Below are 13,392 nucleotides of genomic sequence, written 5' to 3' on the forward strand. Positions count from 1 at the left end.
CATTTTTATGACACTAGGAAAGCACGGGTTTCGGCGCGCGCGAAGGGTAAAATGTAGCTTCCCGCGTCGGAATTGGCACGTGATCGCCGGTTTTGTGTCGTATATGAAATTCGCTACGGGAATTTCAGAATCAGTGACCGAGATCGCGCAGAATTTACGCCTTGGTTGGTCCTTTTCCGACGTTGTTTGTCTCATTTTTGCGAGAATCGGGCACGACATTGGCTTTGGATCGACGAAAACCGACAAATCCGCGCTGTTTGGTGTCGCAGAATCACCAGCGTGAGCGAGGCTCACCTTCCTTGAGTCGGTCTTCTACAGGGCCGCACTGATCTGTTCGGCATGCCCCTTGATCACATCCATATCACCCATCGTCCCGGGCGGGCGCATCGACACGCCTGCATGGCGGGGATGTATGTGGAAATGCAGATGAAACACCTCTTGCCCGCCAGCCGTTTCGTTGAACTGCTGGAGGGTGATGCCATCGGCGTCAAAAGCCGCCTTGGCCGCATTTGCCACTTTCTTGACCGTTGACATGACAGCCGCCAGTTGTGCGTCGCTTGCGTCCAGCACATTGCGGCAGGGTGTCTTGGGGATCACCAAGCAATGCCCATCCGTGCGCGGCATGATGTCCATGAAGCACAGGGTGTCGTCGTCTTCGTAGACCTTGAAGCACGGGATCTCGCCCCGCAGGATTTGGGCAAAGATGTTCTGGTCGTCATAGGCGGTCATGCGGGTCTCCGAATGCGTGTTCGGAGACCCGTTTAGACCGATCAGGCGTTCACGTCGACCACGACACGGCCCTTGACCTGCCCTTTGAGGATGTCTGCCCCCAGTTGCGGCAGATCGGACAGGGTTGCGGGCTGGACCATGGCATCGAGCTTGTCCATGGGCAAATCCTTGGCGATGCGCTGCCAGGCGCGGACGCGGTTGTCATAGGGCTGCATGACACTGTCGATGCCCAAGAGGTTCACACCGCGCAGCAGGAACGGAATGACCGTTGCAGGAAGGCCTGCACCGCCAGCAAGACCGACAGCGGCGACCGAAGCGCCGTATTCCATCTGTCCCAGCACACGCGCCAGCATCGCGCCGCCCACCGCATCAACGCAGCCGCCCCATGTCTCGGATTCCAGCGGGCGTTTCACTGTTTCGTTGATCTCTTCGCGGGCAACAATCTGCGTTGCACCGAGGCTTTCAAGATACTCGGCCGTCTCAGGCCGCCCAGTGACGCCAGCAACCTTGTGGCCCAGATTTGCAAGGATCGCGGTCGCGACAGAGCCGACACCACCGGCAGCGCCCGTGACCAGCACAGGCCCCGGTTTGATCCCGTGATCTTCCAGCGCCATCACCGCAAGCATCGCTGTGAACCCGGCGGTGCCGACAGCCATCGCCTGCCGCGTGTCCAGACCTTCGGGCAGCGGGACCAGCCAGTCGGCCTTGACCCGCGCCTTCTGCGCATAGCCACCCCAATGCGCCTCGCCCACGCGCCAGCCGGTCAGCACGACCTTGTCGCCAGGCTTGTAGCGGTCATCGTCCGATGCCTCGACCGTCCCGGCAAAGTCGATGCCGGGCACATGCGGATACTTGCGCACGAGACCACCGCCGGGTCCGATGCACAGACCATCCTTGTAATTCACGGTGGAGTATTCGACCGCCACGGTCACGTCGGCCTGTGGCAGATCATCCAAAAACAGTTCGGTGACTGCAGCAGATGTCTTGCCGCTTTCCTCGTCCTTGTTGACCACCAATGCATTGAACATATCGCTCTCCATTAATTCAGGGATGATCCCCTGCTTCATCTTGCAAAACAAACTCCGGGGTCCGGGGCAGAGCCCCGGTCCGACGCTTACAACCAGAACGCCTCTTGCACCGTTGCGCGGCGCATGCCGTCCAGCGTCTCGACTTCCAATTCCGTGCCCGGATCCCAATGGGTCATCCGCACCATACCTATGGACACATTGGTCTTGAAATCAGGCGACCAGGCGGCCGAAGTCACCTGCCCTACCCGCTTGCCGCCCGCGTAAAGCGGCCATGGGCGGTCGCAGGTGGGGACCGGCTCGCCATGGATAGAAATCGGGCGGATCTGTTGCACCGGTCCTTCCTTGGAGACGCGCAACAGCGCGTCGCGCCCAATACAACCAATGGCGGTCTGCGTGTCGCAGAACCGGCCCAACCCGCATTCATGGGGCGTGTTGTCGTCGGTCATGTCATTGCCATAGCTCAGCAGCCCGCCTTCGATCCGCTCAATCCCGTTCGGGCACCCTGCCCGCACCTGCAAGTCCGCGCCTGCATCGAACAGCGCGTTCCAAAGCGGCATGCCAAGCGCCCCATTTTCAACGTAAATCTCAAATCCACCCTGTTTGGAATAGCCAGACCGCGCGATGGCAAGGTCCTGCCCTTCGAACTGGAACATGTCGAAGCGGAAAAAGCGGATGTCACGGATGCGGTCACCAAAGACGCGCGCCATGAGGTCATCTGCCTTGGGTCCCTGTATGGCAAGTGGCGACACATCGGGCTCATCCACAAGGACATCCAGCCGGTAACCATTGGCGATCCCCTTGACCCACAAGAGCAGGTCACTGTCCGCAATGGAAATCCACCAGCGGTCCTCGCTGAGCTTCACCGCAACCGGATCGTTCAGCATCCCGCCTGTCTCGTCCACGATGGGCACGTAATAGCATTGGCCGGGCAGCATCCGGCGCAGGTCGCGCGGGGTGAGCATCTGCATCAGCCGCCCCGCATCGGGGCCGCGCAGCTCGACCTGCCGCTCGACCGAGACGTCCCAGATTTGCACATGATCCTTGAGATGCCGGTAGTCGGCCTCGACACTCTCAAAGACCGTAGGCAGCAGCATGCGGTTGTAGATGGTATAGGCTTTGACGCCTGCCGCCTCGACCCCGTCGGAAAACGGTGTGCGGCGCAGGCGGCGCGAGGGGGATATGACGGCCATTAGTCTTCCTTTGGCATAAAGACCAGATCGCTGACCGGTGCTTGCAGCCCTGCTGCGGTCATCATGGCGTGGATCTGGCCACGGTGGTGGGTCTGATGGTTGAAAAGATGCGTGACGCAGGTCTCAAACGGTGCCTGAAGCTGTCGCTGAGTCATTCCGGAATACCAGGACAGCTCGCTTTTCAGGTCGACCGTATCGAGCCCATCGGCCCAAAGCCGGATCGTGCCATCCATGCGGAAGCGTTCGGCAGCCCAGACAGCAAAGGTGGGCGCGAATTCCTTGTGCTTTTCAGCGGGTATCGAAGGCGCTGCCACGTCCGGAGAGAACCGGCTCATCCACATTGTGTCGCCCCACAGGATGTGGTTCAGCGTCTCCATGATCGAACCAAAGAAGGCGCCGCGCTCCTTGCGCAGCTCATCGTCCGGGACACCCGTCAGCATCTCCGTCAACTGGCTGTTCTGCCAGGCGTTGTAACGGGCCATGGTGCGCACATAACCCGCGTCGATCACGGCTTGGGGCCTTTCCAGTCGATCGGGCAGATCTCGGCCGATTTGCCGCCGAAGTCCCAGATGCGGCCATAGTCGCGCACCTTGGATTTCACGCCGCGCGCCGCGATGATGTCGGGCCCCATCCAGTATTTTGAGTTGGAGATCATCACCGGATGATCCGGTGACTTCCCGTCGATCATCTCGATCTCGCCCTGGATCTTGCGCCCGATGTAGAGCCCGCGCTTCTTGCCCTCGCGGACAATCTCGACCTTTTCGCGCTCGGCCCCCACGATGTCGCTCACCAGCATGGTGAAGAGACCTGTGGTGCCCCCGGCAGCACCCGAGAAGATTTGCAACAGCCCATTGTAGGCTTTGCCACTCGCGCGCTCGTCCACATAGGCCGCGACGCGCCAGCCGCCCTCTCCCATACGGCCTGGAATGTCGACCATCAGGCCCACGTTCAGACCGGAAAGGTCTTCGCCCTCGTAGTGCCCCTCGTCGATCGCGATGGCCATCCAGGCGTGGCAGTGCCCTTCGGTGGGCGGGTGTGCGCCTAGCGAGACGACGCAAGGGCAGAACACCTCGCACGAGCAGTTGAGGAACAGCTCGCCCTTGATCGCCCATTCGGTGGGCGACATCTGGCGGCGACCGGGGTTCGGCATGCGGCTGTCGATGCGCTGGCTGACCGGCAGCTTGTCGGCGTCGGGGCGTTTTTTCACGGCCATCTTAACCTCCTGTAACGTATGGATAGGCGAGCACACCGATGCCACCCAGCACCAGCAGAGCACCCATGGGTTTTGTGACAACATGCCCGATCTGCGGCAGTTTTTCGATCACCATGAAAAGCGTGGCGATGCCCATCCAGAGCAGGCTCATCACCCCGCCGACGAATCCAAGTGCCATGAAGCCCCAGCAACAGCCCACGCAGAACGCACCAAGGCCAAGACCCATGCGAAGACCACCTCGGAAGCCGGTGCGCCAATGGCCGAGGAAATAGGTCATCGGACTGTGGCAGACGCCATGGCAGATTTCCTTGGCGCGGGTGAATTGAAAGAGGCCCACGGCCAGCAGCAGGACGCCCGCGAATGTCGTGGTCTTGGAAATGCCCAGCATGTCGACCACACCGCCGAAGAGCAGCGCAAGCTGCACGCCCGTGATCAGCGCGGCAAATGCGACCCATGCGATGGAATAGCCGGTGAGAACGCCCAGCCAGCCTGCCCGCGTGCCGTTGGCGCTGACCATCAGGTCCTCATAACTGCGCAGGGTCGGTACCAGTGTCGGCAGCATCATTGCCGCCATCATGATAGCCCACATCGCGAACAGCGGTCCGAAATTCGCCATCGGCATATACATGGGCATGCGCGGGTCCATCGCGGCCATGCGCGCGCCCATCTCGCCCGGTCGCCCGATCAGGTCCACGTCCATGTCGACCGACATGGCATACATGACCCACCATGCCACCAGGATGGCTCCAAAGAACCCCAGCCAGAGTGTTGATCTGACGAGATGCGGCATGTGTCCTCCCCGACGCACACGACTCAACGCTTGCGAGATTAAATGTCAGACAATAAAATGTATGACAAATGAAAAAGTGCGCGCATGAGAATTGATCCCGACAGCACGGTTGACCTGTCGGCCCAGATTGCAAAGGCGATCCGGGATGCGATCATTGCGGGTGATCTGATTGTCGATCAGCGGTTGCCATCCGAATCCGAACTTGCGGACCACTTTCACGTCTCCCGCCCAACGGTTCGCGAGGCGCTGAAACGGCTGGCAGCGCAATCCTTGATCCGCACCCAGCGCGGTGCCGCTGGCGGTGCTTTCGTCAACCGGCTGCGCTTCGAAGATGCCTATGCGCAGCAGGTCACCACCTCGACCCTGCTTCTGTCCATGAACGCCGTCAGCTTCGACGTCGCTTGTGAAGCACGCTACGCGCTTGAACGCGCCTGCGCCCCGCTCTCAGCACAGCGCCGCACGCCGGACCAACTCGCGACCATGCGGGCCGAGATCCACCGCCAGGGCCAACCGGGCCTCACGGATGAGGCCTTCTGCGCCTCAGACGTCACTTTTCACCGGGCCCTCGTTGATGGTGCGGGCAACAAGGTACTCAGCTACCAGCTTGCAGGCGCGGTCGAGGCGATGCAGCCTCTTATGAACATGATCACCTTCACTGCCCGTTCGCGGGAAGAGATCGTGGCGCTACACACCGATATCGCAGACGCGGTGGAAGCGCAGGATGCGCCGAAACTCGACGCGGCACTTATTAAACTAGAAGCCTACACGCGGCTCTTGGCGCATTCCGTCGTCAAGTCCCGCGAAAACCGGGCCGCGGAAAAGGAGCACAAGACCGCCTGATCCCTCCCCACCAAGTCGCAAAGGCAGCCGAGGGGCCAGGCACCGATAGACATATGCTTCAGGGAGGAAGCCATGAATTTAAGACCTGACCCCACATTTTATCCGTCCCCCAATGACGCGATCCACGCGCCGGTGGAAAAGCTGGCCTTTACGCTGATGCTCAGCCCGGATGGCACGAAACCCGACGGATTGGCCGTCGTGGATGTCGATCCGGAAAGCAAGACCTACAGCCAGATCGTTCATGAACTCTATGTGCCGAACCTCGGCGATGAATTTCACCATTTCGGCTGGAACGCCTGTTCTTCGGCCCTGTCGCCGCTCACCGGCCATGCGTTCCTAGAACGCCGCTACCTGATCATCCCCGGCATCCGGTCATCGCGCATCTACATCATTGATGTGAAAGAGCCGCTGAACGCCAAGATCCACAAGATCATCGAACCCGAAGAGCTGATGGCAAAGACGGGATACTCCCGCCCTCACACGATCCATTGCGGCCCCGAAGGCATCTATGTGTCGACCCTCGGCGGTGGTGGCGAGGATGGGACCGATGGCCCGCCCGGCATCTTCATCATGGATTGCGAGAGTTTCGAGATCCTCGGCCGGTACGAGATGGACCGCGGCATTCAGGACAAGCACTACGATTTCTGGTGGAACCTGCCGCGCGACTACATGGTGAGCAGCGAATGGGGCCTGCCGCCGCAGTTTGAAAATGGCGTGGTGCCCGAGGATCTGCTCAGCAACAAATACGGCCACACGATCCACTTCTGGGATCTACGTGGGCGTAAGGTGACAAAGTCCATTGATCTTGGTGCACATCACCAGATGGCGCTGGAGATCCGGCCCGCCCACGATCCGGTCAAGGAATACGGCTTCTGCGGTGTGGTGGTCGATACGACCAACCTGCAGGGCGCAATCTTCACTTGGTGGCGCGATGAGAATGGCGAATGGCAGGCGAAAAAGACGATCACCATTGACCCTGTGCCTGCCGATGCCGACGATCTGCCCGAGTTGCTCAAAGGCTTCGGCGCCGTGCCTCCGCTCGTGACCGACATCGACCTCAGCCTCGATGACAAGTACCTCTACGTCGCCTGCTGGGGTCTTGGCGAGATGCACCAATACGACGTGTCCGACCCGATGAACCCGGTGCTGGCAGGCAAGGTCGAGATCGGCGGGATCGTCGCCAACCACAAGCACCCCAATGGCAAGACCTTCGGCTACGGCCCGCAAATGGTTGAGGTCAGCCGCGACGGCAAGCGGGTCTACTGGACCAACTCGCTCTATTCCACCTGGGACGACCAGTTCTATCCCGGCGACCGCGGTGCGGCGATGGTCATGGCGCGCGTGGGCGAAGATGGCAGTTTTGCCCTTGATCCCGACTTCTGGATTGACTTCCCCGAAGGCTACCGCAGCCACCAGATCCGGCTTGAGGGGGGCGACTGTTCCACGGACAGCTTCTGCTACCCGTCGGTGGGCTGATGGACATGACGACCGCGGCGGGCCTCTGGCTCGCCGTGATCCTCTCCGGCCTCTATCACGGCCTGAACCCTAGCATGGGCTGGCCGCTTGCGGTCTCCTCCGCTCTGTTCGAGCGTCGTCGCAGCGCGCTTTGGCCCGCGCTGGGCGCGCTATCTTTGGGCCATTTCGCCGCGATGCTCGGCATCCTGCTCCCCTTTTCGATGATGACCTTGCTCATCGATTTTGAGGCCCAGATCCGCATCGGTGCGGGCATTCTGGTCATCGGCATGGGCCTTTACCTCGCCATCACCCGCAAACACGCCCGTTTCCTCGCCCGCATCCCGCCGCACAAGCTAACGCTCTGGTCGTTCCTCGTGGCCCTCGCCCATGGCGCAGCCCTTATGCTAGTGCCCATCTACCTCGGCCTCTGCGCGATCGAAGAACTCGACGCAGGCCACCGCGCGGCCTCTGCGCTTATGGCAACAACCGCCCTCGCCCTTGCCGTTGCCGTCCTGCACACCGCCGCGATGATGGGATCAGGGGGGGCCGTCGCCTATGCCGTCCACCGCTGGCTCGGCCTCAATTTCCTCAAGCGTGGCTGGTTCGACTTGGAACTGGTTTGGGCGCTCAGCCTGATCCTTGTGGGCGGCATCGGCCTTTGGACCGCCTTCTGAAAAACCGATTGACCAAACGTCACCGGATCGCGAGTTTTGGTACGAGTGCGACGACGTTCAGGTATCCCAAGACATGGTTCGGTTCATTGACAACACGCTGGGCAAATGGCTGCGCCATTTCTTTTTCGCCATCGTGCGCACCTATTTTTCGCTGTTCTACAATGTCAGTTGCTCGGGCAAACACCTGCTGCAGGATTCAACGGGAACATTGATCCTCGCCACCCATGTCAGCCGCTTCGACGGCCCGCTGATTGCCGCGATCCTCTACACGACCCAGCGCATCCGACCGGTGGTGCACTATCGCGAATACCACAATTGGGTGCAGTGGTTCCCCATGTTCGTGGCCCGCGCCATCCATGTCAGTTCCCCCAAATCATGGCCCGCCGAAAAGCGTCAGGCGCAAAAAGAGCGCAGCATGGCGCGCATCCTGGCCGCCCTCGACCGTGGCGAAAGCGTGCTGCTCTTTCCGGCCGGACACACGCGGCAGGTCGGCCCCGAAATCATCGCCCCACACCTGTCCGGCGCGCGCGACATCCTGCAAAAGCGGCCCGACCGACCCGTCCTGCTGCTGCGCATCGATGGGCTGGGCCGGTTTCAACCCGCCCGCTACGACTATTTCTGGACCTTCATCGGGCGCAGCAAAGGCCGGCGCCATATTTCGGTCGACATAAAGACGGTGGATGACCTCGATCCGCAGATGGAGCTGTCCGACTTCAACCGGGATCTGGAAGAGCGCTTGAATCGTCCTCTCCGCGACCACTTCTGACCTTGCCGCGCCGCGCCACCGGCGCTACCTGCCGCGCATGATTGACATCCTGAACATCGTCGCCGCCCTGCTGACCATCGCATTCGGGCTTTTCGGCTTTCTGGCTCCGCGCTACACCGCCTCCGCGCTCGACCTCGCACCCACGGACAGCACAATGGGACTGAGCGAGATGCGCGCCTCTGTCGGTGGGCTCTTTGTCGTGGCGGGTTTCGCTGCGATTTGGATAGATGCGCCACTGGCCTATGCGATGATCGGTTTCGCCTTTGTGGGTGCCGCTGCGGGTCGGGTAATATCTCTGATATTGGACAAACCTCCATTAAAAAAAGTGCTTCTATTTGGCGGAATAGAAGCGGCGCTCGCCGCATGGTTCATAGCTGCAAACCCTTTCTAATCAATACACTACACGGCGAAGATTATGCACTGAGGCAGCATCTTCCCTGTTTCAAAAAAATCCCCGCCGGAGGCTCCCGCAGATTGCAAAGAGCGCGTGGCTGACATATTTATGTGATGTCCTTCGGGACTATGGACATAAACGCGCTCGTAATAAGCGGATCGGACCCGGGGGCGGTACCCGGCGGCTCCACCAAATATCCTGTCGTTTGCGGGATCATGGGGCCGAAACAGGATCGACGGACGTCTAAAGGGGTTTGCTTTGTCTCGGCTGTCTGCCACCGTTACCGGCGAAAACAGTACAATTGCAAACGACAATCGTGCTCCGGTTGCAATGGCTGCGTAAGCAGCCCTTGTCGAACCGACTTTAAGCCCTTGCGCCTAGCCGCGTAAGGCGGGGTTCGCAGGCACCTGGCAACAGAAGCCTGCACTTTCATCCCCATAACATCAGTCCGAAAGCGCGACTTTTTTCCATAGCTTCAACGGTTGTTAACGACCGAGCGCTAACTCTGGCGATCAAAGAGGTTATTCGGGACAGAATACATGCCGCACAAGGTCAAGACCCTGCAAGGCTGGTACGACGAAGTGTGGACCCAAGGGGATCTTGATGCGATTCCAAAATTCCTGGCTCCCAATGCGCGTTCGCGCGGGATCATGGGGGACATGCCCTTTTCGATCGAAGACCTGACCGAACTGGTCACAATGGTGCGCGAGCTTTTGGGCGATATCGAAATCACCTTGCCCATCACGATGGAGCAGGACGACTGGTTGTCGGCTCTTGTCGAAATCAAAAGCCATTCAGCCGATACGGGCGACCCCGTGCATGTTTTTGGCCAGGTCATCGCCCGATTTGAAGGTGAGCAAATTGCCGAAGTGTATACAGGGACAGACTCTCTGACCTTGTTCGAACAACTGGGACTTCTGCCGGAGAATGCGATGGCGGTCATGCTCAGCGGCAACCGGCTGCGTTAGGGCTTCTGCCCGCCGCGCATCGTCTGGCTTGACGGAGGCGGCCCAATCTCGCTACGTCCATATAGGGGCCAAAGCGACTGCCCCATCAGGCGTTGCACTTCTGCTGGCCCAAATGTCGCATCCTTTTGTTGTGTTCAAAGGATGCCAATATGGACCACACGCCTTACGCCGTTTCTGCGCATGATCTAGTTGATAAGTTAGGTACATTTCACCTGCCCCAGCTAATCGATGTGCGCTTTCCCGAAGACATCTGCGAAACTCCGCATCGACTGCCCACGGCGCGACATGTGCCACATCGAGACGTTGCAGAGTTAGCCTGGGTGCTAGACCGAACACGGCCGGTAGTCACGATCTGCCATAGAGGCCTGAAACTATCGCATGGCGTTGCGGCACACCTGCGCAGCGCAGGTTTTTCAGCGCAGGTTTTGTACGGAGGGAATGCTGCGTGGCGCGACGCCCAATACCCAACCCTGTCGCTCGCAACATGTCCGACCCACGGCACGCCATGGGTTCTGCCCGCAACCAAAGATCGCCGCGCACCCCTCAGCGCGTGGATCGTCCGTCGTTGGTTTGATGCAAACGCGACGCTGCTCTGGGTGCCGCCCGACCATGTTCAGGATGTCGCACATCGTTTCGACGCACCGGCCTGGAGCGGCGAAACTGCTCTGACATCGACATGCACGGCGTTTGGCCTGACGGACCCTGACGTGCTGACACATGTGGACGCGATCGAGACAGGCAAGGCCCCGGGAACCAACTGGATCGACATGTTACCCAACCTTCACGAAACTGATGAAGACTTGGTCGAAGCCGCCCTGCCCGTCCTCGACGCCGCGTGGCTTGCTCATCGCCAATTGACTGGGCAGGATCGCACATGATGGAATTTAACTGGTCCCAGATGACCCGCGTCTTTGGCCGCATCGGCCTTTTGTCCTTCGGTGGCCCTGCCGCGCAAATTGCCCTGATGCACGACGCGCTCGTGGCGCGCCAAAAATGGCTGACAGAGGATCAGTTTCTGCGCGCCCTGTCTCTTTGCATGCTCTTGCCCGGACCTGAAGCGATGCAACTGGCCACCTATGCAGGCTGGCGTCTGCGTGGTGTTGCGGGTGGCGTGCTCGCGGGGCTGCTCTTTGTCGTTCCGGGCGCGGTGATCATCCTCGGGCTGGCACTCGTCTACGTTCAGTTTGGCGATGTGCCGTTCGTCCAAGCGGCATTTCTTGGTGTCAAGGCGGCGGTGATTGTCGTCGTCCTCCAAGCGCTCTTGCGATTGGGCCAAAAGGCGCTGACCGGCCGTACTGCATGGGTGCTGGCCGGGGCTGCTTTCGTTGCTTTGTTTGTCTTTGGTCTGCCATTTCCTGTGGTTGTGTTAACGGCTGGCTTGTTCGGTGCGTTAAGCACAAAAGAACGCGCGAAAGAGATCCCCGACACGTCGCAGAATAGCATATTGCCAACGGTGTTGACCTTCGCCGCCCTTTGGGCCGCGCCGCTTGTGTTTATCTGGATCACGGCGCGGGAGTTCCTGCTCGACATCGGCCTGTTCTTCTCCAAGCTCGCCTTTGTCACCTTTGGCGGCGCCTATGCCGTGCTGGCCTACATGACGCAGGAGGTGGTGCAGGAGCACGGCTGGATCACCACGGGCCAGATGATCGACGCGCTGGGGCTGGCCGAAACGACCCCCGGCCCCCTGATCCTTGTGACCGAGTTTGTGGCCCTGCTTGCCGGGTACGCCCAAGGCGGGATGTCCCTTGCCCTTGCCGCCGGGGCGTTGACGCTGTGGGTCACCTTTATCCCCTGTTTTATATGGATATTCGCAGCCGGTCCCTATCTCGATCATATCGCGGCGCGGCCCCGATTGTCTGCTGCGCTGTCCGCAATCACGGCTGCGGTGGTCGGTGTCATCCTCAACCTGTCGGTGTGGTTTGCACTGCATGTGATCTTTGGCACCGTTGGCGGCAGCAGCATCCTCGCTCTGCCCCAACCTGACCTGTCGACACTGAATGGGTGGGCTGTCGGTCTTACATTCATCGCTGCCTACCTGATGCTGCGGCTGAAGATCGGGTTGCTCACCACACTGGCAATGATGGCAGGTCTGGGCTGTACACTTTCCGTTACAGGCCTGGTTTAGCGCGAACAGAGCCTGCGGCCCCTTCCCTCTACGTCAAATTGGGATATGGTTGGCTCAACGACGGGGGATACTATGAGCCGCAGCATTGATTACGGCAACCTTATGCACGAGGCCATGCGGGGGCTCATCCGCAAGGTTTTGACCGATGTGTCCAAAAACGGCCTGCCCGGTGCGCACCATTTCTTCATCACCTTCGACACCAGCCACCCCGATGCCGAATTGGCGGATTGGCTGAGCGACCGGTATCCGGGTGAGATGACGGTGGTCATGCAGCACTGGTATGACAACCTGGATGTCGGCAGCGAAGGCTTTGCCGTTACACTTAACTTCGGCGACGCGCCCGAGCCGCTTTATATCCCCTATGACGCGATCAAGACCTTTGTCGATCCGTCTGTAGAATTCGGACTGCGCTTTGAAACGCAAGCGGACGAGGACGACGACAGCGTTCCCGCACCGCCACCAGAGATCCTGCCCAGCCGCGCCCCCGCTGCGCCCAAACCAGCGGACGAGGCCAAGAACGGGGGCAAAGACGGCAAGGATGCCGACATCGTCTCGCTCGACAGTTTCAGGAAGTGAGTTGAACGCCTAGCCGCGCTCAAGGAACGTATCGACGGCGCGCAAAATGCGACCGTCCCGAATGACCTGGAACCGCAGGTCAAGACCGCCTTCTGTAACTGTTCGATCATATTGCTGCAGGCTGTATCCCCCATCGACATCCACGAAGAGCGAGAACACCGTAAGCGTTTCGTCCACGATACGCGCCCAGACATAGGGCTCGCCCTTCATCGGATCGAGTTGGACCTCATGGCCGAATACGTTCTTTCTCTGGGCGGCGGCATAGACTTGTCCACGCCCGCTCGGCACAAAATCCACGGTATAGGACTTCTCAGACACTTTGCCGGTGTCGCGGTGGGTCACCGATGTCCATGTCACCGTAAATCCGGCCCGCGTCTCGCTGATCTCCACGCTCATGTCACGCGGCACGCTTGTGCCATCGACCTGCACCACATCGGCGCTGCCGGAATATGAGCCCACAAAGGGCGCTATATCGGCCCGCACAGCCGTTGCCAAAGCAAGCACGGCAACGCCCAAAGCCATCAATGCGGTCCAGACCTGCTGGTGAGACAAAACTGGAATGCTGCGTGCGAACATGATGAATGGACCCTCATTCTTCCGGTGTGTCCAATATAGGACCGGTCGCGACAGGATGCACCCTCGCG

Annotated in this window: 17 protein-coding genes and 1 other RNA gene; 11 read left to right on the plus strand and 7 right to left on the minus strand. The window is 60.1% G+C overall.

What is annotated here, in order from left to right:
* Positions 1 to 79: 79 nt before the first annotated feature.
* Positions 80 to 283, plus strand: coding sequence for a hypothetical protein (locus RA29_RS14445; protein WP_039687058.1), 204 nt, complete (start codon positions 80 to 82; stop codon positions 281 to 283).
* A gap of 29 nt (positions 284 to 312) precedes the next feature.
* Here RA29_RS14445 and RA29_RS14450 read toward each other — a convergent pair whose 3' ends face one another.
* The 6 genes from RA29_RS14450 to RA29_RS14475 form a co-directional block, all read right to left on the minus strand.
* On the minus strand, positions 313 to 729 hold the full coding sequence (locus RA29_RS14450; protein WP_039687060.1) for an HIT domain-containing protein: 417 nt from the start codon (positions 727 to 729) through the stop codon (positions 313 to 315).
* Between the two features lie 41 nt (positions 730 to 770).
* Positions 771 to 1,757, minus strand: coding sequence for an acryloyl-CoA reductase (acuI, locus tag RA29_RS14455; RefSeq protein WP_039687825.1), 987 nt, complete (start codon positions 1,755 to 1,757; stop codon positions 771 to 773).
* 86 nt (positions 1,758 to 1,843) lie between these two features.
* Positions 1,844 to 2,947, minus strand: a complete 1,104-nt coding sequence (locus RA29_RS14460) for a dimethylsulfoniopropionate demethylase (RefSeq protein ID WP_039687061.1) — start codon at positions 2,945 to 2,947, stop codon at positions 1,844 to 1,846.
* On the minus strand, positions 2,947 to 3,456 hold the full coding sequence (locus tag RA29_RS14465; RefSeq protein ID WP_241462617.1) for a DinB family protein: 510 nt from the start codon (positions 3,454 to 3,456) through the stop codon (positions 2,947 to 2,949). Before RA29_RS14465 ends, RA29_RS14460 begins: the two co-directional genes overlap by 1 nt.
* The gene (locus tag RA29_RS14470; protein WP_039687063.1) at positions 3,453 to 4,160 is read right to left on the minus strand and encodes a DUF1326 domain-containing protein; all 708 of its coding nucleotides are present in this window, start codon (positions 4,158 to 4,160) and stop codon (positions 3,453 to 3,455) included. The genes RA29_RS14465 and RA29_RS14470 overlap by 4 nt, the downstream gene beginning before the upstream one ends.
* A 1-nt stretch (position 4,161) precedes the next feature.
* Positions 4,162 to 4,950: a DUF2182 domain-containing protein gene (locus RA29_RS14475; protein ID WP_039687065.1), complete on the minus strand. Its 789-nt coding sequence runs from the start codon at positions 4,948 to 4,950 to the stop codon at positions 4,162 to 4,164.
* A gap of 84 nt (positions 4,951 to 5,034) precedes the next feature.
* Here RA29_RS14475 and RA29_RS14480 point away from each other — a divergent pair, with 84 nt between their 5' ends.
* The 10 genes from RA29_RS14480 (at position 5,035) to RA29_RS14520 (ending at position 12,748) form a co-directional block, all read left to right on the plus strand.
* On the plus strand, positions 5,035 to 5,790 hold the full coding sequence (locus tag RA29_RS14480) for an FCD domain-containing protein (RefSeq protein WP_039687067.1): 756 nt from the start codon (positions 5,035 to 5,037) through the stop codon (positions 5,788 to 5,790).
* A gap of 72 nt (positions 5,791 to 5,862) precedes the next feature.
* Positions 5,863 to 7,266: a selenium-binding protein SBP56-related protein gene (locus tag RA29_RS14485; RefSeq protein WP_039687069.1), complete on the plus strand. Its 1,404-nt coding sequence runs from the start codon at positions 5,863 to 5,865 to the stop codon at positions 7,264 to 7,266.
* A gap of 5 nt (positions 7,267 to 7,271) precedes the next feature.
* Positions 7,272 to 7,919 carry a hypothetical protein gene (locus RA29_RS14490; protein WP_082029566.1) on the plus strand — a complete coding sequence of 216 codons (648 nt, stop codon included), beginning with the start codon at positions 7,272 to 7,274 and terminating at the stop codon, positions 7,917 to 7,919.
* 73 nt (positions 7,920 to 7,992) lie between these two features.
* Positions 7,993 to 8,685: a 1-acyl-sn-glycerol-3-phosphate acyltransferase gene (locus RA29_RS14495; RefSeq protein ID WP_039687072.1), complete on the plus strand. Its 693-nt coding sequence runs from the start codon at positions 7,993 to 7,995 to the stop codon at positions 8,683 to 8,685.
* A 37-nt stretch (positions 8,686 to 8,722) separates the two neighbouring features.
* A complete protein-coding gene (locus RA29_RS14500) occupies positions 8,723 to 9,076 on the plus strand; it encodes a DUF4345 family protein (RefSeq protein ID WP_039687074.1) in 354 nt (117 codons plus the stop codon).
* A gap of 79 nt (positions 9,077 to 9,155) precedes the next feature.
* Positions 9,156 to 9,507, plus strand: a transfer-messenger RNA (tmRNA) gene (ssrA, locus tag RA29_RS22460).
* Between the two features lie 111 nt (positions 9,508 to 9,618).
* Positions 9,619 to 10,047: an ester cyclase gene (locus RA29_RS14505; RefSeq protein WP_039687076.1), complete on the plus strand. Its 429-nt coding sequence runs from the start codon at positions 9,619 to 9,621 to the stop codon at positions 10,045 to 10,047.
* Between the two features lie 149 nt (positions 10,048 to 10,196).
* On the plus strand, positions 10,197 to 10,925 hold the full coding sequence (locus tag RA29_RS22880) for a rhodanese-like domain-containing protein (protein ID WP_152613017.1): 729 nt from the start codon (positions 10,197 to 10,199) through the stop codon (positions 10,923 to 10,925).
* On the plus strand, positions 10,922 to 12,172 hold the full coding sequence (gene chrA / locus RA29_RS14515) for a chromate efflux transporter (protein WP_039687078.1): 1,251 nt from the start codon (positions 10,922 to 10,924) through the stop codon (positions 12,170 to 12,172). The genes RA29_RS22880 and chrA overlap by 4 nt, the downstream gene beginning before the upstream one ends.
* 72 nt (positions 12,173 to 12,244) lie before the next feature.
* Positions 12,245 to 12,748: a ClpXP protease specificity-enhancing factor SspB gene (locus RA29_RS14520; protein ID WP_039687080.1), complete on the plus strand. Its 504-nt coding sequence runs from the start codon at positions 12,245 to 12,247 to the stop codon at positions 12,746 to 12,748.
* A 9-nt stretch (positions 12,749 to 12,757) separates the two neighbouring features.
* Here the strand turns inward: RA29_RS14520 and RA29_RS14525 are convergent, their stop codons facing one another.
* Positions 12,758 to 13,324: a hypothetical protein gene (locus RA29_RS14525; protein WP_241462618.1), complete on the minus strand. Its 567-nt coding sequence runs from the start codon at positions 13,322 to 13,324 to the stop codon at positions 12,758 to 12,760.
* Between the last annotated feature and the right edge of the window lie 68 nt (positions 13,325 to 13,392).

Source organism: Tateyamaria sp. ANG-S1 (genome assembly GCF_000814025.1).
Lineage (GTDB): Bacteria > Pseudomonadota > Alphaproteobacteria > Rhodobacterales > Rhodobacteraceae > Tateyamaria.